Source organism: Stutzerimonas stutzeri RCH2 (genome assembly GCF_000327065.1).
Lineage (GTDB): Bacteria > Pseudomonadota > Gammaproteobacteria > Pseudomonadales > Pseudomonadaceae > Stutzerimonas > Stutzerimonas stutzeri_AE.
Genome location: NC_019936.1, coordinates 241,705 through 263,466, shown reverse-complemented (window position 1 = coordinate 263,466; position 21,762 = coordinate 241,705). Strand labels below are relative to the sequence as shown.

At 63.6% G+C, this 21,762-nt stretch carries 18 protein-coding genes; 9 read left to right on the top strand and 9 right to left on the bottom strand.

Annotation, left to right across the window (positions count from 1 at the left end):
* Positions 1 to 15 precede the first annotated feature (15 nt).
* From PSEST_RS01235 to PSEST_RS01225, 3 genes are all read right to left on the bottom strand, one after another.
* Positions 16 to 2,202 (bottom strand): glycosyl transferase family protein, encoded by a 2,187-nt coding sequence (locus PSEST_RS01235; RefSeq protein WP_015275260.1) that lies wholly within the window; start codon positions 2,200 to 2,202, stop codon positions 16 to 18.
* The gene (wecB, locus tag PSEST_RS01230) at positions 2,199 to 3,389 is read right to left on the bottom strand and encodes a non-hydrolyzing UDP-N-acetylglucosamine 2-epimerase (RefSeq protein ID WP_015275259.1); all 1,191 of its coding nucleotides are present in this window, start codon (positions 3,387 to 3,389) and stop codon (positions 2,199 to 2,201) included. Before wecB ends, PSEST_RS01235 begins: the two co-directional genes overlap by 4 nt.
* Before the next feature lie 175 nt (positions 3,390 to 3,564).
* Positions 3,565 to 4,209: a TetR/AcrR family transcriptional regulator gene (locus PSEST_RS01225; RefSeq protein WP_015275258.1), complete on the bottom strand. Its 645-nt coding sequence runs from the start codon at positions 4,207 to 4,209 to the stop codon at positions 3,565 to 3,567.
* A 129-nt stretch (positions 4,210 to 4,338) separates the two neighbouring features.
* Here PSEST_RS01225 and PSEST_RS01220 point away from each other — a divergent pair, with 129 nt between their 5' ends.
* From PSEST_RS01220 to ggt, 6 genes are all read left to right on the top strand, one after another.
* The gene (locus tag PSEST_RS01220) at positions 4,339 to 5,751 is read left to right on the top strand and encodes a coniferyl aldehyde dehydrogenase (protein WP_015275257.1); all 1,413 of its coding nucleotides are present in this window, start codon (positions 4,339 to 4,341) and stop codon (positions 5,749 to 5,751) included.
* Positions 5,752 to 5,765: 14 nt separating this feature from the next.
* Positions 5,766 to 6,296 carry a hypothetical protein gene (locus PSEST_RS01215; RefSeq protein WP_015275256.1) on the top strand — a complete coding sequence of 177 codons (531 nt, stop codon included), beginning with the start codon at positions 5,766 to 5,768 and terminating at the stop codon, positions 6,294 to 6,296.
* Positions 6,297 to 6,311: 15 nt separating this feature from the next.
* A complete protein-coding gene (locus tag PSEST_RS01210) occupies positions 6,312 to 7,907 on the top strand; it encodes a GMC family oxidoreductase (RefSeq protein WP_015275255.1) in 1,596 nt (531 codons plus the stop codon).
* Positions 7,908 to 8,012: 105 nt separating this feature from the next.
* Positions 8,013 to 8,495 carry a pantetheine-phosphate adenylyltransferase gene (gene coaD / locus PSEST_RS01205; protein WP_003303199.1) on the top strand — a complete coding sequence of 161 codons (483 nt, stop codon included), beginning with the start codon at positions 8,013 to 8,015 and terminating at the stop codon, positions 8,493 to 8,495.
* Between the two features lie 107 nt (positions 8,496 to 8,602).
* Entirely contained in the window at positions 8,603 to 8,854 is a 252-nt protein-coding gene (locus tag PSEST_RS01200) for a YfhL family 4Fe-4S dicluster ferredoxin (protein WP_003303200.1), read from the top strand.
* Positions 8,854 to 10,587, top strand: a complete 1,734-nt coding sequence (gene ggt, locus PSEST_RS01195; RefSeq protein WP_015275254.1) for a gamma-glutamyltransferase — start codon at positions 8,854 to 8,856, stop codon at positions 10,585 to 10,587. Before PSEST_RS01200 ends, ggt begins: the two co-directional genes overlap by 1 nt.
* Here ggt and PSEST_RS01190 read toward each other — a convergent pair.
* From PSEST_RS01190 to PSEST_RS01175, 4 genes are all read right to left on the bottom strand, one after another.
* Positions 10,571 to 12,361, bottom strand: a complete 1,791-nt coding sequence (locus PSEST_RS01190) for a Na/Pi cotransporter family protein (RefSeq protein WP_051035510.1) — start codon at positions 12,359 to 12,361, stop codon at positions 10,571 to 10,573. The genes ggt and PSEST_RS01190 overlap by 17 nt on opposite strands.
* Before the next feature lie 148 nt (positions 12,362 to 12,509).
* Complete coding sequence (locus PSEST_RS01185) at positions 12,510 to 12,851, bottom strand: hypothetical protein (protein WP_015275252.1); 342 nt, start codon at positions 12,849 to 12,851, stop codon at positions 12,510 to 12,512.
* Positions 12,852 to 12,966: 115 nt separating this feature from the next.
* Positions 12,967 to 13,779, bottom strand: coding sequence for a bifunctional DNA-formamidopyrimidine glycosylase/DNA-(apurinic or apyrimidinic site) lyase (gene mutM, locus PSEST_RS01180; protein ID WP_015275251.1), 813 nt, complete (start codon positions 13,777 to 13,779; stop codon positions 12,967 to 12,969).
* 56 nt (positions 13,780 to 13,835) lie between these two features.
* Positions 13,836 to 14,702: an HDOD domain-containing protein gene (locus PSEST_RS01175; protein ID WP_015275250.1), complete on the bottom strand. Its 867-nt coding sequence runs from the start codon at positions 14,700 to 14,702 to the stop codon at positions 13,836 to 13,838.
* A 129-nt stretch (positions 14,703 to 14,831) separates the two neighbouring features.
* Here PSEST_RS01175 and PSEST_RS01170 point away from each other — a divergent pair, with 129 nt between their 5' ends.
* Positions 14,832 to 15,371 (top strand): type 1 glutamine amidotransferase domain-containing protein, encoded by a 540-nt coding sequence (locus PSEST_RS01170; protein WP_015275249.1) that lies wholly within the window; start codon positions 14,832 to 14,834, stop codon positions 15,369 to 15,371.
* 102 nt (positions 15,372 to 15,473) lie between these two features.
* On the top strand, positions 15,474 to 16,670 hold the full coding sequence (locus PSEST_RS01165) for a class I SAM-dependent rRNA methyltransferase (RefSeq protein WP_015275248.1): 1,197 nt from the start codon (positions 15,474 to 15,476) through the stop codon (positions 16,668 to 16,670).
* A 62-nt stretch (positions 16,671 to 16,732) separates the two neighbouring features.
* Here PSEST_RS01165 and PSEST_RS01160 read toward each other — a convergent pair whose 3' ends face one another.
* Positions 16,733 to 17,581 carry a hypothetical protein gene (locus PSEST_RS01160; RefSeq protein ID WP_015275247.1) on the bottom strand — a complete coding sequence of 283 codons (849 nt, stop codon included), beginning with the start codon at positions 17,579 to 17,581 and terminating at the stop codon, positions 16,733 to 16,735.
* A gap of 500 nt (positions 17,582 to 18,081) precedes the next feature.
* Here PSEST_RS01160 and ilvD point away from each other — a divergent pair, with 500 nt between their 5' ends.
* A complete protein-coding gene (gene ilvD / locus PSEST_RS01155) occupies positions 18,082 to 19,920 on the top strand; it encodes a dihydroxy-acid dehydratase (protein WP_015275246.1) in 1,839 nt (612 codons plus the stop codon).
* Positions 19,921 to 19,987: 67 nt separating this feature from the next.
* Here ilvD and PSEST_RS01150 read toward each other — a convergent pair whose 3' ends face one another.
* Positions 19,988 to 21,721, bottom strand: coding sequence for a DUF4153 domain-containing protein (locus tag PSEST_RS01150; protein WP_015275245.1), 1,734 nt, complete (start codon positions 21,719 to 21,721; stop codon positions 19,988 to 19,990).
* Positions 21,722 to 21,762 lie beyond the last annotated feature (41 nt).

Sequence of the window (21,762 nt, the reverse complement as noted above, 5' to 3'; positions counted from 1 at the left end):
GTGGAGATACCCGCATCACGCGTACTCCATCAGCAGTTCAAACCCGGCTCGCTGTTCCGCTCGCTGCTCTTTCAAAGCGCTCTGGATCACCGCCTCGCTGACCAAACCGCGTCGAACAAGAGAAGCGCCTAGGCTCTCTTCCTCCGGTTCGAAGTCAATCAACGCTTGAGCCATGAGCGTACTCGACAACATGCCTACTTCCTGGATCACGTCACCGAGCAGGACTTGATGTCGACATACTTGCTCCATGAGCTCCGGTTCATTCCGACGACTTGCCAACTGTTCGATCAATTCACGGGAGCTGTCCGATGTATGGCGCAAGTACCAGTAGCGCAGCCCGACGGTCACCCTTCCCTGGGGAGCAATCTTGCAGATGATCTTCCGGCCCAGCTGACGTGACATGGCGCCGAGGCTCACCTGACTCAGTTCGCGCTCGGAGGCGATGACAAGCGTTCCATCAAGCTCCGCGATCGGTAGAACCGAGTAGCGCAACGCTAATCTTGCAGGCAGCTGCTCGATGAGTTGCGCGTCGATAGTGAAAGGGTTTAGCGGTGTCCATTCCAGATCAGCCTGTGCGGCCAGGGCCTGCGCAAGCTGCAGGCTATTAATCCATCCGCGCGCCAGCAGTTCCCGGCCGATTCGCCGATGCCGGGTAGATGTCAATGCCTCCTCAAGCTGCTCGGCCGTGATGGCGCCAGCATTGAGCAAGCGGCGACCGATAGGCTCGCGGCGCGGCGAGTCCACCAATGCGGGAAACTCATGGGACGTCTTGTCCCAGGCGACTCTCCGGGAGTCGCCCATCGCCAGCACCTGCTTGAGCGCTCGCAGGTTGGCAAAGAAGTTGACCCAATTACTCCAAAGCATCCTTGGCGCCGCGAGCGCGCCCTGCATAACGCCATAGAACGAGCCTGCGAAGTAGCAACGCTGGATCAGCCGATTGAGCAGCAGTACACCATTGACCACGAGGAGCACATGCAAGGCGGCGCTATCCCCCAAAACCGAAGGGAAATGCCACGCATCCGGCAAAATAAGGCTCACAGACCAAACCAGCAGCAGTTGCACAAAGACCAGCGAGCCCAGCAGGCCGACCGCGTTGCTGATCGCACCGCGACGGTCTCGCCACAGGAAATAATTGAGGAAAGGATGGCTGCTCCAACCCAGCGTGCGGGTCCCCTGATAAACGATACCGGTTATCCAGCGGGCTTTTTGCCGTATGGCCGTCTCCATGGTTTCCGGAAAGTGTTCCCGTACACAGATTACGCCTGCTGATCGCTTGCTAACGCCGATGTTGCGCTCGCCCAGCGGCGACAGGCGTTCATCCCGGACACTGAAGCGCGCAAATATCTCGGTCATCCCTTTGTTCTTGAGACGAAAACCGATGTCGTAGTCCTCTGTCAGACTCTGTACGTCGAAGGCAATACCGTCGCCGTCCTCAAGCAACGCAACGACAGCCCGACGACTGAAGCAGGTTCCCACCCCAGCGCTCGGCACCTGGCCGACCAGCGCCTCACGCACCACAACATCCTTGCCATGGAGTTCGGCAAACTCGTCCGCATAGTGGCCAGTGGTGAAATTCCACCACCGTTTGACGTATGGATAGACCGGGACCTGGATGAGGTCCTTGCGCGGTAGCAGGTAATTGAACAAACGCAGCTCGAGCGGAGAGATGACGTCTTCTGCGTCGTGCAGGATAAAGCCGGCGAAATTGAGCTTGGCCTGGCTTTCAAAGCGCAATATCGCGTCGATGATGTTGTTAAGGCAATCGGCCTTACTGGTGGGGCCAGGTCGGGCGCAGACAACCTTGTGCACGTTGGGGTAGCGCATGCACACCGCATCCACATCGGCCTGGGTTTCGGGATCGTTGGGGTAAGTACCCACGAATATCTGGTAGTTCTCGTAATCCAGCGTGGAAGCCGCCAGATGAGCCATGGCACCAACTACGCCCACCTCGCGCCAGGCGGGAACCATGATCGCCAGCGGCTTCTCAGGTACCGAATAGAGCAGAGACTCGTCCGCTCGCTCGACGCGGCGGAAAAGGCCGAGATTGCGCCACGTGGTGCGGCCCCAGTAAACGAGGTCGATGAACAGGTCATCCAACCCCAGCACAAGCATCAAGGAAGCCAGAACCAGCGTGACCCATTTCAACGCGTACAAGTAATAAGAAACAGCTTCGATCAGCAGATAGACGTAATCCGGCGTCATTCTGCGCATCCTGAGATAAGCCGCTTCCGCAACCGATCAAGGATATGTGCGCAGGCATTGCCATCCCCATAGGGGTTGTGGGCGTGTTGCATCTGCTCGTACGCCGCCGAGTCATCCAGAAGGCGTGACACTTCTTCGATGATCCGCTCCTCGTCTGTACCAACGAGCCGCACCGTACCAGCCGCCACGGCCTCAGGCCGCTCGGTGGTGTCGCGCATTACCAACACCGGTTTGCCAAGCGAGGGCGCTTCTTCCTGCACCCCTCCGGAATCGGTAAGGATCACGGTCGCCCGATCCATCAGATAGACGAACGCCTGATAACTCAGCGGGGGGATCAGAATCAGGTTGGGCAAGCCATCCAACAGTCGATAAACCGGCTCTTGAACGTTCGGATTGAGATGTACCGGGTAGATGAAGCGAACGTCTGGATGACGCAGCGCAAGGTGACGAAGGGCACGACAGATGCGCAGGAAACCGTCGCCAAAATTTTCCCGCCGATGGCCGGTAACCAAGACGACCCGCGCGCGCTCTGGCAAGGACGCCAGTGCTGGGTCTTCGGGCTTCCAGCCGCTCTCATGAAGCGTTTTACGCATCCACAGCAAGGCATCGATGACCGTGTTACCAGTGACATCGATCCTGGCCGCGGGAACACCCTCACCAAGCAGGTTGTCGCGGGAGGTTGCGGTGGGGGCGAAATGCAGCTCGGCCAGAACGCTGGTCAAGCGTCGATTGGCTTCTTCCGGCCATGGCGCGTAGAGATTACCGGTGCGCAGTCCCGCTTCCACATGCCCTACTGGAATTGAGCGGTGGAATGCCGCCAGCGCTGCGGCGAACGAGGTCGTGGTGTCACCGTGCACGAGCACCATATCGGGCTGTTCCGCCTCGAGTACAGGATCGAGCCGGGAAACTATCGCAGCACTCAAACCGTTAAGCGTTTGCCCGGGTGTCATGACCGCGAGGTCATGGTCTGGGGTGAGTGCAAACAGGCGCAACACATCATCAAGCATCTGCCGATGCTGTCCCGTGACGCACAGGCAAAGCTCAAGATCTTCTGCGTCACGCAGCGCCCGTGCCAGGGGTGCCATTTTGATAGCTTCGGGCCTGGTGCCAAACACCAGCATGACTTTTGGCCGAAAGGACGGCCGAGAGGAGCCCTCGTTAGACACGATCAACGAATTGATGCTCATGGTTTCTCAGCGGCGCTTGTGTTTGCGCGTATTCGGGAGGAAAGCAGGGAGGGTGTGACGAGAGATCAGCAACCCTCCATGGATGCTTGTTGATATCACTAAAGTATCAAAAGGCCATCATGGGTGCCAATATTTTGTTTTTATTCGACGAAAGGATTAAAGAGTCAATTTAATGTCACGCAGGGCGCGTCATGAAGCTGCCAGCAATTACTGTTACCTGATCTTTCACGTCATCCGCGAGGTATCCAAACTCCAGCGCGAGCATTTGATAAACACCTTGGCGCAGAGCAAGAAGATCCAAATCACGTTTGCCGTGCGTACCGAGAAAACGCACCCAAGACGTTGCCACGATCCAGGCATTTAAGGTCAACGCCTCAATCTCTGCTGCTTCCATGCGCAGGATGCCCGCATCAACAAACCCCTGATAAATCGCTTGGGCATTTTTCAGGCAACGATCTGAGAACGACCGGTAACGCTCAGCAAGCTGAGCATCTGTCTCCAACAGATGCTCCAGATCCCGATGCAGAAAGCGGTAGTCCCACATCGCACCGAGCAGTGCCTCGAGATACACCGCCTTGTCCTGGACCTGCATCGGTCGCTGCAGCGGCAGCTGCAGAAACCCATCGACCCTCGCCTCGTAGCGCATGAACAACTCGGCCACGATCGCCTGCTTGTTGGGGAAGTGGTAATAGAGATTTCCCGGCGAGATGCCGAGGTGGGCGGCGATGTGGTTGGTCGTGACGTTCCGCTCGCCCTCGGCGTTGAACAGCTCCAGGCTGGCTTCGATGATGCGGTCACGGGTCTTGGTGCGGGGTGCCATGAGGCAGCGGTTCTCGGCGGCGAAACGAAGAAAGCAACGGTACACGCCGGCAGGCAGGTAAGCACGTTTCGTTGACAGTTTAGAGCAATTACTCTAGAAATCTTCCAGCCACGACTATCCGGAGCTTCCATGTCTGCCGACATCCCCCAAGCGCTTGCCACCATGGAGGCCTTGTTCCAGCGTCAGCGCTCAGCGTTTCTCGCCGCGCCCATGCCCTCGGAGGAAGACCGGGTACGCGGGTTGGACGCCCTGCGCGACGTGCTGGCAACCCACCAGCCGGCGCTGATCGAAGCGATCAGCGCCGATTTCGGTCATCGCTCGGCTGACGAAACCCTGCTGGCGGAAATCATGCCCAGCCTGCACGGCATCCGCTACGCCTGTCGTCACCTGCGCCGTTGGATGAAACCCTCGCGCCGGCGTGTCGGCCTGGCCTTCCAACCGGCCAGCGCTCGGGTGGTCTATCAGCCGCTGGGCGTCGTCGGCATCATCGTGCCGTGGAACTACCCGCTCTATCTCGCCATCGGACCGCTGATCGGCGCTTTGGCGGCGGGCAATCGGGTAATGCTGAAGATGAGCGAGTCGACGCCGGCCACCGGCCAGCTGCTCAGGGCTCTGCTGGCGCAGATATTTCCCGAGGAGCAGGTGGCGGTGGTACTCGGTGACGTAGAGGTGGGACGCGCCTTCGCCCGGCTACCCTTCGACCACCTGCTGTTCACCGGCGCAACCCATATCGGCCGCGACGTGATGCGTGCGGCGGCCGAGAACCTCACACCGGTGACACTCGAACTCGGCGGCAAGTCGCCGGCCATCGTCTCGGCCAGCGTTCCATTGACCGACGCCGCCGAACGCATCGCCTTCGGCAAGTGCATGAACGCCGGGCAGACCTGTGTCGCGCCAGACTATGTGCTGGTGCCGCAGGCTCGCATCGAAGGCTTCGTTACGGCGTACCGCGAGGCCGTACAGCGCCAGTATCCGAGCCTCGCGGACAATCCCGACTACAGCTCGATCATCAACGACCGCCAGCTGGCGCGGCTGCAGGACTATCTGGACGATGCCCAGGCCAAGGGCGCGCGAATCATGCCGCTGTTTGCCGAAGCACAGCAGCGACGCATGCCGCATTGCCTGTTGCTCGAGGTCAACGAGCACATGCGGGTGATGCACGAGGAGATCTTCGGTCCACTGCTGCCGGTCGTGCCCTACGGCGACCTGGATGAAGCACTGGCGTACGTCAACGCGCGGCCGCGGCCGCTGGCGCTGTACTACTTCGGCTACGACCGCGCTGAACAGCAGCGCGTACTGGACAAGACCCACTCCGGCGGGGTATGCCTGAACGACACCCTGCTGCATGTCGCGCAGGATGACCTGCCGTTCGGTGGCATCGGCCCTTCAGGCATGGGGCAGTACCACGGGCGCGAAGGCTTCCTCACCTTCAGCAAGGCCAAGAGCCTGTTCATCAAACAGCGCTTCAACGCCGCCCGGCTGATCTACCCGCCCTACGGCAGGTGGTGGCAGAAGCTGATCTACGCTCTGTTCATCCGCTGAAGCACGACGTCACGATGCCCGATCTCTCCGTCAACCGCCGCCAGCTGCTCAAGATCGGCCTGCTCGGCAGCGCGGTGCTGGCCGGAGGCGGCCTGCTCAGCCGAACGTTCAGTGCCGCTGCCGACGGTCCGGCGAGCGGCTTCACCATGCTGCGCGAAAGCGATCTGCCGCTGCTCAATCGCCTGACGTCGCTGCTGCTGCAAGGAGCGGCGCCCGGGGAGGCCATGCCACAAGCCGTGCAGGATACCCTCGCCAGTCTCGACCTGGGGCTGCGGCACCTGTCGCCGGCCCTGGCGCAGCAGGTGCGGCAGCTGTTCGATGTGCTCAGCCTGCCGCTGACCCGCGGTCCGTTGACTGGCGTCTGGGGCGACTGGAGCCACGCCTCGGATGACGAGCTGCGGGCATTCCTGCAGCGCTGGCAGAACAGCTCGCTGGCCCTTTTGCGTCAGGGCCACGCCTCGTTATTGCAGATGATCCTCATGGCCTGGTACGCCAGCCCCGCCTCCTGGGCGCGCTGCGGTTACCCCGGCCCGCCCAAAGTCTGACCAAAGGAGGCCTGCGTGCCTGTTGCCGATCTGTTTGCCGAAGGCCTCGCCCGCGGCTGGACGACCCACGACGGCTCGCGACTGCAACGCGACCTGACCCTGGAAACCGACATCGCCATCGTCGGCAGCGGCGCAGGCGGTGCCACCAGCGCCGAAGTGCTGAGCGCAGCCGGCTACAAGGTGTTGCTTATCGAGGAAGGCCCGCTGCGCACCAGCGGCGACTTCGACATGCAGGAGGGCCGCGCCTACCGCTCGCTCTATCAGGAAGCCATCGGCCGCACCAGCAAGGACGGCGCCATCACCATCCTGCAGGGTCGCGCCGTCGGCGGCACCACGCTGGTGAACTGGACTTCGAGCTTTCGCACACCGCCGCAGACCCTGCAGCATTGGGCCAGTGAGCACGGCGTCAGCGGGCTTTCGGCCGAAACGCTGCAGCCCTGGTTCGAACGCATGGAGCAGCGCCTCGGCATCGCGCCCTGGACCGTGCCGCCGAATGCCAACAACGCGGTACTACAGCGCGGCTGCGAAAGCCTTGGCCAGCACTGGGCGGTGATCCCGCGCAACGTGCGTGGCTGCTGGAACCTCGGCTACTGCGGCATGGGCTGCCCGACCAACGCCAAACAGTCGATGCTGGTCACCAGCATTCCCGCAATGCTGGAAAACGGCGGTGAACTGCTCTACCTCAGCCGCGCCGAGCGCTTGTTGATGCAGGGCGAACGGGTCGTCGGCCTGGACTGCCTGGGCATGGACGAACGCGGCGTAGAGCCGAACGGACACCGCATCCGCGTCGTCGCCAGGCACTACATTCTGGCCGGCGGCGGCATCAACACGCCGGGTTTGCTGCTGCGCTCGAACGCTCCCGACCCGCACCAACGCGTCGGCAAACGCACCTTCCTACACCTGACCAACTTCTCCGCGGCGCAATTCGACGAGCGCATCGATGCCTTCAGCGGCGCACCACAGTCGATCTATTCCGACCACTTCCAGTGGCACGACGGGGTTACCGGGCCGGCCGGCTACAAGCTCGAAGTTCCGCCCATCCATCCCGCGCTCGCGACTACCCTGCTTGGCGGCTTCGGCCCGCAGAATGCCCAGCGCATGGCCGCGCTGCCGCATACCCACGCGATGATCGCCCTGCAGCGCGACGGCTTTCATCCGGACAGCGCCGAGGGCACGGTCGAGCTGCGCAGCGACGGCAGTCCGGTGCTCGACTACCGCATGACCGACTATGCCTGGAACGGCATCCGCCGCGCCTTTCACAGCATGGCCGAGATCCAGTTCGCCGCCGGCGCCCGTGCCGTGCTGCCATTGCATGGCGACGCCCGCTACGTACGTACGCCGCGTGCCGCCCGCGAGCTGATCGAAGGTCTGGACCTCGCGCTGTACCGCACCCACCTTGGCAGCGCCCACGTCATGGGCGGCTGCGCCATGGGCGAAGACCCGCGCCAGGCGGTGACCGACAGCCTGGGACGGCACCACCAGCTGGCAAACCTTTCCATACACGACGGCTCGCTGTTTCCCACCAGCATCGGCGCCAACCCCCAGCTCTCGATCTACGCGCTGTGCGCGAAATTGGCGTCGGATTTGGATGATCGGCTGAAGAAGTCCTGAGATTGACTCCCATTCACGTCAGATCGCCGCACGGCATTCAGGCTTTACGCTGTCGACACCGAGCCGCTACCATCCACACCCCCACGCATGCGTCAGGACGCCGCGATGAATCGAGTGTTGTATCCGGGAACCTTCGATCCCATCACCATGGGCCACGCCGATCTGGTGGAACGCGCCTCGCGCCTGTTCGACGAGGTCATCATCGCCGTGGCGGCCAACCCCAAGAAGAACCCGCTGTTCCCGCTCGAGCAACGTGTGGCGCTGGCTCGCGAAGTCACCAAGCACTTGCCGAACGTAAAAGTCATGGGCTTTTCGACCTTGCTGGCGCACTTCGTCAAGGAGCAGCAGGCCAATATCCTGTTGCGCGGCCTGCGCGCGGTATCGGACTTCGAGTACGAATTCCAGCTGGCCAACATGAATCGCCAGCTGGCGCCCGATGTGGAAAGCCTGTTCCTCACGCCGTCGGAAAAGTATTCCTACATTTCCTCGACACTGGTGCGCGAAATCGCCTCGCTCAAGGGTGACGTATCCAAGTTCGTCCACCCGGCGGTGATGAGCGCGCTGCACGAGCGCTTCGGCCAGAACTGACGCTGCCCGCCGGTACCCGTCGGGTGCACGCGGGCCGGCGATGCGGCACAATTGCCCGGTCGTAATATTGCTGTGCCGTGGTCAGAGCCATGGCAGGAGTTAGCTGGATGTCCCTGAAAATCACCGATGACTGCATCAACTGCGATGTGTGCGAGCCGGAGTGCCCGAACAGCGCCATTTCCCAGGGTGAGGAAATCTACGTCATCGACCCCAACCTCTGCACCGAGTGCGTCGGCCATTACGATGAGCCGCAGTGTCAGCAGGTCTGTCCGGTGGACTGCATCCCGCTCGACGAAAACAACGTCGAGAGCAAGGACGAACTGATGCAGAAGTACCTGATCATCACCGGCAAGGCGTGATGATCCTGCGGCGACCGACCCTGCGGAAAAACCTGCTCAAGGGCTTCCAGGGTTGTCTCGCCGCCCTCCTGCTGCTGGCCTGCGCGGCCCAGGGCAGCGCCCTCACCAATGGTGCCGTGGCCACGGCCCATCCGCTGGCCAGCGAAGTCGGCCGGCACATTCTTGAATCAGGCGGCAATGCCTTTGACGCCACCGTTGCGGTCAGCGCGGCCCTGGCAGTGGTCGAGCCATACGGGGCCGGGCTCGGTGGCGGTGGTTTCTTCCTGCTGCGCGAGGCCGACGACCCGGCCCGCCACATTTTTCTCGATGCCCGCGAGCGCGCACCCGCTGCTGCCACGCCGGACATGTACCTGCGCGATGGCGAGATCCAGCGCGAGCTCTCGTTGAACGGCCCGCTGGCCGCCGCGATTCCCGGCATTCCGGCAGCGCTGGTCGAACTCGCCGAGAAGCGCGGCCGCCTGCCCCTGAAGACCTCCCTGGCGCCGGCCATCGCCCTGGCCCGCGATGGCTTTGCCGTGGATGCGGTCTATCGCCAGCGCGCTAGCTGGCGCCTCGCGGCGCTGCGCAATGACCCGGAGAGCGCGCGGCTGTTTCTCCACGACGGGGACCTGCCAGCCGAAGGCCATCTGCTGCGCCAGGCGGAACTGGCCGACACCCTGGAGCGCCTCGCCAGCCAGGGCCGTGATGGCTTCTACCGCGGCGAGGTGGCCGAGCGGTTGGTACAAGGGGTGCGAGCAGCCGGCGGCATCTGGACACTGCAGGATCTGGCCGACTATCACACCGCCGAGCGCGAGCCGCTGCGCTTCGCCCTCGCCAATGGCCGCGAGCTGATCGGCGCGCCGCCGCCCTCGGCCGGCGGCATGATCCTCGCGCAGAGCCTCGGCATCCTCGAACGTCTGGCCTGGCGCGACGCCGAACCGCTGCAACGCAGTCATCTGGTGGTCGAGGCGCTGCGCCGGGCCTATCGCGACCGCGGCCTGCTGGGCGATCCGGACTTCGTCGCGTCACCGCTGCCACATCTGCTTTCAGACCAGTACCTTGAGCAGCTCGCCAGCTCCATCGACCCCGACCGGGCGACGCCCAGCATCGCGCTGCCGCCAGCGCCGCGCTGGCGCGAGGGCGAGCACACTACGCATTTCGCGGTGATCGATGCCGAAGGCAATGCGGTGGCCGCGACGCTGTCGCTGAACATGATGTTCGGTGCCGCCTTCACCGTGCCCGGCACCGGCGTGCTGCTCAATGACGAGATGGACGATTTCGCCGCCGACATCGACGGCAGCAATGCCTATGGCCTGAAAGGCAGCAGTGCCAACGCCATCTCCGGCGGCAAGCGTCCGCTGTCGAGCATGAGTCCGACCTTCATCGAAAGCGCCGAGGAGTTCGCCGCCTTCGGCACGCCCGGCGGCAGCCGCATCCCGAGCATGGTGCTGCTTTCGGCACTGTCTTATCTGGATGGCGAGCCGGTGCAGGCCTGGCCGGCGGTGCCGCGTTATCACCACCAATACCTGCCGGACGTACTGCAGTACGAGGCCGATGCCTTCACCCCGACTCAGCTCGATGCCCTGCGCGAGCGTGGCCACCAGCCGAAACTGATCGAGCGCGACTACGGCAACCAGCAGGTCCTCTATTGGCACAAGCCGAGCGGCACGGTCGAGGCGGCCAGCGACCCACGCGGCATCGGCCGAGCCCTGAAAGTGCCGGCAGGCCGCGAACCGGTTACAGCTGCAGAATGACCGGGCCGTCGTCCTCGGCGAGCTGACGCAGCTGCCGCGTCAGCTCATGCCCCTCGCCGAGCAGCAGCGCATTGCGCAGGCTCTGGATGATACGACTGGCATAGCCGAGATCGTTCATCAGCGAACTGGTCTGCAGGCCATCCAGCTTGTGGTTGCGGATCGACTCGAACAGGCGGCGGCGGAACTCGGTATCGAATTGCGCCGCGCGCTCGTCCAGCCAGTTCAGCCGCTCGCGCCAGAGCTCATCGGGCAATTCCGAGTGGTTCAGTGCACGAATCTCCCGTAGGGATTCCAAGAGATGCCGGCGCAACTCGACATAGGCCTGGCGCGCGGCAGATTCATCGGTGCGCAGATAGTGCCCGAGGTTCTTTTGCAGGTGCTTGGCATCCTTGACTGCATCGACCAGTTGCAAAGCCGCCACCTGACAGCTCAGCCAGAACGCCTGGTGGCTTTCGTCCAAGGGCAGCTCCAGGCGGCCCATGAAGGCCAGCAGATCGGAATACACGCCCTTGATATGCCGCTGATAAAGCCGCTCGGCGTCCAGCGCCTGCGCTTCGGGTTTCGCGTTGATCAGCGCTTCGTCGATCTTGCCCTGTTGCCGCAGCTGATCAACCGGCAAGTAGGTCGCATGACAGATCACCTCCAGGCTCAACCGCGCCAGGTGCTGCAGCTCCTGCGCCACCGCGCTGGCTGCAGCATCTGCCGAATCCAGCGCACGATCGTTGAGGTAACGCGCATGGGTCAGCGGCTCTGCCGGCATCGCCTGGGCAAGCTCGGTAATCAGTACCGTCGGTTCGACACGATCGGGCAGCACCCGCTGCAGCAACTCGGCCAGCTGCCGCTGAAACGGCCAGAACAGGGCGACGCCCATGGCGTTGAACAACGAATGGAACAGTGCCAGCTGAATCAGCGTGTTGCCACCCAGCCCCAGGGGCGCGGTGACCCAGCGCACCAGATCGGTCAGCGGCAGCAGCAGAACCAGCGCCAGTAGCGCGGTCACCACGTTGAACAATACGTGCGCCAGCGCCAGCCGCTGGGCGCTCCGATTGCCGCCGAGCGAGCCGACCAGGGCAGCGGTCACCGTGGTTCCCACATTGGCACCGATGGCGGTCGCCAGCGCCTGCCCGAGATCCAGCTGCCCGGCCGCCAACGCTGTCAGCGTCAGCATCAGCGTGGCATGACTGGACTGCAGCACCACGGTGGCGAGCAGCCCGATCGCGACGAACAGCAGTTGCCCCTTCAGTCCCCCCGCATGGTAGTGCGACAGGTCGAGGCTGCCGAAGCTGGAAAAGCCGTCCTTGATCTGGTCGATTCCGAGAAAGATGAAGGCGATGCCAAGCACGATGCGCCCGGCTGCCTTGCCCTTGTCGCCGGTGAAGCTGGCCAGCACACCGAATACCAGCAGAGGCAAGGCGAGCGGGCTGAGACTGACGTTCTGCCCGGCCAGGGCGAGCAACCAGATGCCCGTCGTAGAGCCCAGATTGGCGCCGAACAAAATCGCGATGCCGCCCGCTAGCTTGATCAGTCCGGTACTGATAAAGGCGATAGTGAGTAGCGAAACCAGCGTGCTGGATTGCAGCAGCATGGTGCCGCTGATTCCGAACAGCAGCCCCTTGAGCGGGGTTGCCGTGCTACGCGCCAGCAGCTGCTCGAGCTTGCTACCGGCCAGCTGACGTAACCCCTCCTCCAGGCACTGCATGCCAAACAGGAAAAGCGCGAGCCCCGCGCAAAGCTCGAGCCAGCCGTCATTGGCCCAGAACGACCAGGACAACATCAGCACGCCGACGATCGGCAGAAGGATCTTGAAGTAGCGATTGTTCAAGCGTTGGGCTTCGCGGTGCGGAATGGGAGGCGAAGCCTACTGCAGCAGCACCGCGACCGAAAGGCTCATGCCTGGCGAGTCGCGGCGCGGATGATGTCGATCAATTCTGGGCGCCATAGCCACTGGTGGTGCAACCCAGGCAACGGACGAAGGCCGCCTTGCCGGGCTCGACCACCAATGCCTTGCCAGCCTCGCCGACGTTACCGCCCAGCGCGGTGAACGGCAGGCTGACGACGAAAGCGGCGGCGCCCAGCACGGTCGCGCCGATCAGCAGCGGACGGGCGATGACCAGATCGCCGATCATCGAGTAGGCCTTGGGTGCCTCAACGGCGTACATCGGATCGCCGCTGACATTCTGCGGAACCGATTCCGCATGCGCCGGCAGCGCCAGCAGGCCAGTGGTCAGTGCCAAGACAGCAGCGGTAGAGCGGAACAGGTTCATGGTGTGGTCCTTCAGCTGTGCGAAACGCGGCAATTTTAGTTGTGGCGGCCACTATAGCAGTGGCCGGGGCAAGCTGAGCGTGAACGCCGTCAATGCACGCGCAGTCTGCGAGCGCTCAACGCTGGCAACGGCTGCAATAGACACTGGCGCGCTGACCGAGACGAATCTCGCGCAGGGTCGAGCCGCAGCTCTTGCAGAATTCGCCGGCCCGTCCGTAGACGAACAGCTCCTGCTGGAAGTAACCGGGCTTGCCGTCGCCGCCGACGAAGTCGCGCAGGGTCGTGCCGCCGCGCTCGATGGCCATCGCCAGTATCCGTCGGACTTCCTCGCCCAGTTTCAGGTAACGCGCTCGCGAGATGCTTCCTGCCGGGCGCCGCGGGTCGATGCCGGCGGCGAACAGCGCCTCGCTCGCATAGATATTGCCGACGCCCACCACCACGGCGTTGTCCATGATGAACGGCTTGACCGCCATGCTCCGCCCGCGGGACAGCCGATACAGCCGGTCGCCGTCGAAATCCTCACCCAGCGGCTCGGGTCCGAGGCTCGCCAGCAGCACATGGGCGAGAGGCTCCTCGCTCCAGAGCATCGCGCCGAAACGCCGCGGGTCGGTGTAGCGCAGTGCCTGGCCGGACTCCAGCAGAATATCGACGTGATCGTGCTTGCCCACCGGCTGCGCCGCGTCCACCAGGCGCAGGCTGCCTGACATACCCAGATGGACGATCAATGTGCCGGTTTCGGCCTTGATCAGCAGGTACTTGGCGCGCCGCTCGACGGCATCGATACGCTGGCCGGACAGGCGCACATCAAGGTCCTCCGGAACCGGCCAGCGCAGGCGCCGGTCGCGCACCAGCACGCGGTCGACGCGCTGACCGAGCAGGTGCGGCTCGATGCCACGACGGGTAGTTTCAACTTCTGGGAGTTCGGGCATGGCAGACGTTGGATACAGCGAAGGGATGCCGACCTTAGCAGGCCGACGCCGGGGCGTCAGCCCACGCCCAGCTCGCGGATGCTTTCCTTGAGGCAGAGAAAATCGTATTCCGAGAGCCCGACATATTCGAGCACCAGCTGGGAGATGCTTTCCCACTCATGATCATCCGGCTGAGCGCCGAGCACGCGATGGCAGGCACAGATGTGCTCGGCCATCTTGAGGATCGCCAGCAGCGTCTTGATCGGTGCATCGCGTCCCGAGTCGTCGGAGAACAACGACAGGGCGTTGTGGTGATTGGCGATGGCATCGCACAGGTGCAACGGCAGGTTCCACGACTTGGCGGTGAAGTAACCAACCACCGCATGGTTGGTGCTGAGCACGCGGTTCTCGATGTCGACGATGCGCTGTTCAGTCCCGGCGCTTGCATAGGCCTCCTCCAGCACCGCCATGTAGCCGGGGAAGCGCTTGAGCATCAACGGGATACCGCAGTTATGGAACAGGCCCAGGGTGTATGCCTCATCCGGCGACTGGTAGCCGATGCGCTTGGCAAGGGTCAGGCAGGCCATCGCGACATCCTGTGCGGTATCCCAGAATCGGCTGAGGGTGACGATGGTTTCGTCACTCATCTCGCCCTTGATCGACTGGGCATTGATCAGGTTGATCACCGAATTGCAGCCCAGCAGATTCACTGCCTGCTGAATGGAAGCGATGCGGTTGGCGAGGCCGAAATATGGCGAATTGACGATCTTCAGCAATGCGCCGGACAGTCCCGGGTCCTGGCTGATCAGCCGCGAGATGGCCTTCAGATCCGGAACGGGCATGACCTGCTCCATCTGCAGGTCGACCATGATTTGCGGTTGCGGAGGCACGCTGATGCCTTGCAGCACCCGGCTAATCTGTTCGGCGGAGAGGTCAACGGCCATGAAGGGACGCTCAAGGAGAGGGCAAAGTGCCATCGGCACCAAAAGGCGAACTTTGGCTGAGATGCGGGTCACATTTCAAGTGACCCGCATTCCGCGGGGCGACCGACAGGACAGAAGGAGGCAATGCTGATGAGCCAATCTCTCGCTGGCAAGCGCGTGGCAATACTGGTGACCGACGGCTTCGAGCAGGTCGAGCTGACCGGGCCGAAGGAGGCGTTGGAAAATGCCGGAGCGACCGCGGAGATCGTTTCGGCCAAGAATGGCGAGGTGACCGGATGGAACCACACCACGCCGGCCAGCAAGTTTCACGTAGACAAGACCTTCGACGGCCTCGATATGAATGACTACGACGCGCTGCTGCTGCCCGGTGGCGTGGTCAATTCCGACACCATTCGCACCGACGAAACCGCACAACAGCTGGTGCGCGATGCCGCCGCGGCGAACAAGCCGATCGCGGTGATCTGCCATGGCGGCTGGCTGCTGATCTCGGCCGGCCTGGTCAAGGGCAAGCGCATGACCAGCTGGCCCTCGCTTACCGACGACCTGAAGAACGCCGGCGCCGAATGGGTGGACCAGGAGGTGGTGGTGGACGGTCAGCTGATCAGCAGCCGCAAACCGGATGACATCCCGGCGTTCAGCCAGGCGCTGGTCGAGGCCCTGTCCGCCTGAGCGGACGATGCGCGGCAGGCGCTGCGAGGATTTTCCCGCAGCGCCGGCGCGCGTGACCTGCGGCTCGTTTAGAATGCCCGTCTTTTTCCCGGAGCCCTGCCGATGACCCTGCCCAGCCTGCGCCTCAAAGCCAACGCCGATCGCCGCCTGCGCGCCGGCCACCTCTGGGTCTACAGCAACGAAGTCGACACCGCGGCCACGCCGCTGGCCGGCTTCGTCGCAGGGGACCAGGCTGTGCTCGAAGCGGCCGGCGGCAAGCCGCTGGGCATCGTCGGGGTATCGCCGAACAATCTGATCTGTGCGCGGTTGCTGTCGCGCGACCTCAAGCACAGCCTGGACAAGTCGCTGCTGGTGCATCGCATCAAGGTTGCCCTGAGCCTGCGCGAGCGACTGTTCGAGCAGCCCTGCTACCGCCTGGTCTACGGCGATTCCGACCTGCTGCCGGGGCTGGTCGTCGACCGTTTCTTCGACATCCTCGTCGTGCAGCTCGCCTCGGCCACCATGGAGCGCAACAAGGACGCCGTGCTCGAAGCGCTGGTACAGGTGCTCAAGCCCAGCGGCGTACTGTGGAAGAACGACTCCAGCGCCCGTGACGCCGAGGGCCTCGAGCGCTACGTCGATACTGCGTTCGGTGTGGTCCCGGAATGGGTGGCACTGGAAGAGAACGGCGTGAAGTTCGAGGCGCCGGTCATGCAGGGCCAGAAGACTGGCTGGTTCTATGACCACCGCATGAACCGCGCGCGCCTGGCGCCTTACGTCAAGGGCAAGCGCGTGCTCGACCTGTTCAGCTACATCGGTGGCTGGGGCGTACAGGCGGCGGCCTTCGGCGCCAGCGAAGTGTTCTGCGTCGATGCCTCAGCGTTCGCGCTGGATGGTGTCGAGCGTAACGCCGCGCTCAATGGCGTGGCCGAGAAGATGACCTGCGTCGAGGGCGATGCCTTCGAGGCGATGAAGGAACTGAAGAACGCGGAAGAGCGCTTCGAGGTGGTGATCACCGATCCGCCGGCCTTCATCAAGCGCAAGAAGGACCTGAAGAACGGTGAGGCCGCCTACCGTCGCCTCAACGAAGCAGCCATGCGTCTGCTGAACAAGGACGGCATTCTGGTCAGCGCCAGTTGCTCGATGCATCTGCCCGAGGACGACCTGCAGAACATCCTGCTCGGCAGCGCGCGCCATCTGGACCGCAACATCCAGCTGCTCGAGCGCGGCGCCCAGGGCCCGGATCATCCGGTGCATCCGGCAATACCCGAGACACGCTACATCAAGAGCCTGACCTGCCGCATCCTGCCCAACAGCTGATCCGCATCCCCCCAGATGCGCAAGACGACGGCGAGCCGTCGCCTTGCGCACGACTCACGCCGCTATTCGATGCCCTTGCGCTCTACACTCCAGAGCAGGCTGGTGCACAGCCGGCAGAGACGCCCGTAGAAGGTGCTCCGCGCCGACTGGTCGTCCATCAGGTGATAGCGGAACCAGGCGGTAGTCGGTCCACGATACTCGCCGCCGCTGCCGACCGGTTCGAAGTGGCTGACGTAGCGCCGCTCACCCCAGAAGATCGGGACATTGGCGCGGGTGTAGACCGGCTGGGCGTTCAGATAGGGAACCGCGATGGTGTCGGCCCCTCCGGACATCAGGAACATCGGTCCGCGCTGATTGCGCTGCGACGACGAGTCATGCCCGAGACCGATGGTGTAGGGCTGGATCGGCGCGGTCACCCGCACGCGGTCGTCCTGGCCGGCCATGATCGACCCGCCACCGCCCTGGGAATGGCCCGATGTAGCGACCCGCCCGGTGTTCAGCACGCCAACGTAGGTGCCGTACGTGCGATTGCTCTCCTGCACCAGATAGTCCAGACAGGCCAGCATTTCCCGGCCGGTCCCGGCGTTGGAGGTTTCCGCCGCGGCGACCACGAAGCCATGGCTGGCCCAGTGAGTCAGCAGTCCGGAATAGGTGGTCGGCCCGGTACCGGTGCCATTACCCCAGAGGATGATCGGGTGCCGGACTCCGTTCTGGCCGAGGGTGCGCGGCCGGTAGACCCGGCAGTTCGGCCCCTCGCTCTGGCTGCTGACCGCATATGGGCCGGAGTTGTCGAAGCTCGAAACCGCGGGGAATGCCGTACCGGGCGTGTCCGGCAATGGCGCAGCCATGGCGGAAGCGGACAGGACCAGCAGAGCGGCAGCCCCTAAGTATCCACGTGCGAATGTGTGCATCTGTCTTCCTCGTTCTTGTCATTGGTATAAGGACTAAACGCCAGCAAGCGCTAACCGCTACCTCCGCAAAACGGGTGCTCCTGGCGAGTGACCACGCGCCGTGGCTGAGCAGCCTTGAAGGCTGCCTCAGCTGGCACTACGGTCGGAAATGGACTCTAGCGAGCGATCTCTGACCCGCCAGCCAAGCGGACCGGCGGTCATGGACCGGAAAAAGGTTCTGAAAGACAGCAGTAACGGCGCTCCGTGCAGCGCCGGCCGGCTAGCACGCGGGCTGGCGCGAGACCGGCAATCGTCCCGCCTGGCTCGCGCACGGGAACGTGCGTAGAATCGGTGATATCTCGCCATTCACCACACGGCGGACTCTGAGCCCAGGCCCTACGAGCGTCTACCCGCCTCGACCCGGCCCCTTCCGAACGCACGGTCATCCTCCGTTGCATCCGGCACAGGCGTTGCTCACCATACGCATACCTCCGATTACCTGATTAGCCGCAGGAACCGTCATGCCTGATTACCGTTCGAAAACCTCCACGCACGGCCGCAACATGGCCGGTGCCCGCGCGCTGTGGCGTGCCACCGGCATGAAGGACGAAGACTTCAAGAAGCCGATCATCGCCATCGCCAACTCGTTCACCCAGTTCGTCCCCGGTCACGTGCATCTGAAGGACCTCGGTCAGCTGGTCGCTCGCGAGATCGAGAAGCACGGCGGCGTCGCCAAGGAATTCAACACCATCGCGGTCGATGACGGCATCGCCATGGGCCACGACGGCATGCTCTATTCGCTGCCCTCGCGCGAAATCATCGCCGACTCGGTGGAATACATGGTCAACGCGCATTGCGCCGACGCCATCGTCTGCATCTCCAACTGCGACAAGATCACCCCCGGCATGCTGATGGCCGCCCTGCGCCTGAACATCCCGGTGGTGTTCGTCTCCGGCGGCCCGATGGAAGCCGGCAAGACCAAGCTGGCCAGCCACGGCCTGGATCTGGTCGACGCCATGGTCATCGCTGCCGATGAAAGCGCGTCCGATGAAAAGGTCGCCGAATACGAGCGCAGCGCCTGCCCGACGTGCGGCAGCTGCTCCGGCATGTTCACCGCCAACTCGATGAACTGTTTGGCCGAAGCCCTGGGCCTGGCCCTGCCCGGCAACGGTTCGACCCTGGCCACCCACAGCGACCGCGAGCAGCTGTTCCTGCGCGCCGGCCGCACCGTCGTCGAGCTGTGCAAGCGCTATTACGGCGAGGGCGACGAATCGGTCCTGCCGCGCAACATCGCCAGCCGCCGCGCGTTCGAGAATGCCATGACGCTCGATATCGCCATGGGTGGCTCGACCAACACCATTCTTCACCTGCTGGCCGCCGCTCAGGAAGCCGAGGTCGATTTCGACCTGCGCGCCATCGACGCCCTGTCACGCAAGGTGCCGCAGCTGTGCAAAGTCGCGCCGAACATCCAGAAATACCACATGGAAGACGTGCACCGCGCCGGCGGCATCTTCTCCATCCTTGGCGAACTGGCCCGTGGCGGCCTGCTGCACACTGACGTACCCACCGTGCATAGCCGGACCCTTGCTGAAGGCATCGCCCAATGGGACATCACCCAGACCCAGGACGAAGCGGTACACACCTTCTTCAAGGCCGGCCCGGCCGGTATTCCGACGCAAACGGCATTCAGCCAGTCGACCCGCTGGGACAGCCTGGATGACGACCGCGAAAACGGCTGCATCCGCAGCGTCGAGCACGCCTACTCGCAGGAAGGCGGTCTGGCTGTGCTGTACGGCAACATCGCGCTGGATGGCTGCGTGGTGAAGACCGCGGGCGTGGACGAATCCATCCACGTCTTCGAAGGCACGGCGAAGATCTACGAAAGCCAGGACAGCGCCGTGAAGGGCATCCTCGCTGACGAGGTGAAGGCCGGCGACATCGTCATCATTCGCTACGAAGGCCCGAAAGGCGGCCCCGGCATGCAAGAAATGCTCTATCCGACCTCGTACCTCAAGTCCAAAGGGCTGGGCAAGGATTGCGCCCTGCTCACCGACGGCCGTTTCTCCGGCGGCACCTCGGGCCTGTCCATCGGCCACGCCTCGCCGGAAGCGGCGGCGGGCGGCGCCATTGGCCTGGTGCGCGATGGCGACAAGGTGCTGATCGACATCCCCAACCGCAGCATCCAGCTGCAGGTCAGCGATGAAGAGCTGTCCCACCGCCGCATCGAGCAGGACAAGAAGGGCTGGAAACCCGCCCAGCCGCGCACCCGCAAGGTGACCACGGCGCTCAAGGCGTACGCCCTGCTGGCTACCAGTGCCGACAAGGGTGCGGTGCGCAACAAGGCGCTGCTGGACGGCTGATCGCCAGACTTGCTCGCTGTAAATGAAAAGCCCGACCTTCGCGTCGGGCTTTTTCATGCTCAGCAGACTATTCGGTGATTGCCGGCTCCAGCCGAATGCCGTCGATCTCCAGCGCCTTGAAGCGCGGCGCTACCACCTGTAAAGCGCCACGCTCGATCTGCTGCCTGAGCGTCTCGCCGTCGAGCGTTTGCTGATCGGTCGTGCGCAGGTGCCCGATCCAGCGCCAGCCGCCGGTATCGCCACGCCCCAGCACCGTCACGACCCGCGGCCGTGCACCGCGCAACAAAAGCACCTCAGGCTGGCTGTCGTCATCTAGATCGACGGCAAACAGGGTGCAGTCCCCGTCACAGCCCTGGGTCGCGATGGCCTGTGACAACTCGCCACCGGCCTCCTCGAGAGGCTCGCCGATCCAGGGCACCGGTGCGGTATTGGCCATATCGTGCTCGTGTCGCCAGTTCCAGTAGCTGTCGGCCTTGTCCAATCGCTGCAGGTCTGCCTGCAGTTGCTCCCGATGCGCGTCTGCGAGGCCAGGCTCGGCCAGGCGCTGGCGCAGCTTTTCCAGATGGTCGCGGCCGGGTTGTCCCAGCTGGAAGCGTAATGCGCCAAGGTCGGTGCGTTCTGTCGGCACCCGCTCGTCGAGCAGGCGCTGGTACTGGTTGGCCGCGCTGAGCTGCAACGGGCTCAACGGTGGCAGATGCATGAGCAGCAACAGCGCCACCGAAATCAGCGCCAGCAGCGGGTTGCTCCGGCGCAAGCCGGCCAACCAGCCATCCCGCCGTTGCAGCACCGCCGCCATCAGCGCCAGCGCGTGCAGCAGCGCAACCAGCGTCGCCCCGACCGCCACCACTCGATCAGGCGTGAGCCCGTATTGATCGATCCGCAGCCAGAGCGCGTACACCGCAAGAGCAGCCAGCAGCGGCAGGCACAGGGAGCTGGCGTCGACCAGCACGCGCAGCGCCCGTGGGTAATGCACCGCTTGCCGGCCATCCTGAACGACGCCGTTCAACAGCGCGACATGAGCGAACACCATGGCCAGCAGGATCGGCGTCGCATGGCGGGTTTCCCACAACGGCTGCAGGCCGGTGAACGGCAGGCAAACCACGAAGATCAGCAGGATCAGCACCGTCAGCGGCAGCAGGAAGCGACACATCGCCTGCAGCACGTTGCGCAGCGCATCGACCACCTGACCGCGTTCCAGGCCGATCCACAGTCCAATGGCGACCACCGTCGCGCTGGCAATCCAGATAAAGCCGGAGGACTCGAACAGCGTTGCGAAGATCCTGATGCCGACCAGCTTGAACAAGCCGGCCCAGAGCCAGATCAGCAGCCAGAACGCCGCCAGCATCAGCAGCGCCATGAACAGCAATAGCCCGTTGTTGATGGCATGCCGATACAGCGCGGCGTAGTCGACACGCCAGCGATGATCGGCATCCCGCGCCTGGATGAAGGGTGTCAGCACATAAGCCAGGATCAGGTTGCTCCAGAGCAGCAGGGTGCCGACGGATTCACCCAGGTAATACCAGCGCGGCTGGTCGAATTGCAGTGCGAGACCACCCGCCAGCACGGCCGGCAACACGGCAGCGGCAAGCACCAGACGCCAGCGTCCGGCCTCGCGCAGCCCGCCCCAGAGCAGCTGCACCTGCCAGCCGCCAATCACCGTGAACGCCAGCAGTGCCGAGCACAGGACCCGCCAGCCCGTGGAGTGTGGCCACGCCTCACTGGCTGCCCAAAGGACCAAACCCTGTAGCACCCCAACAGCCAGGTAGATCTTCAGTGGCCGGGCTTCGCCTGTCTGTTCCATGCATGTTCCTTTTGCCGGTGATTGCGCCGTCCGATCGCGGC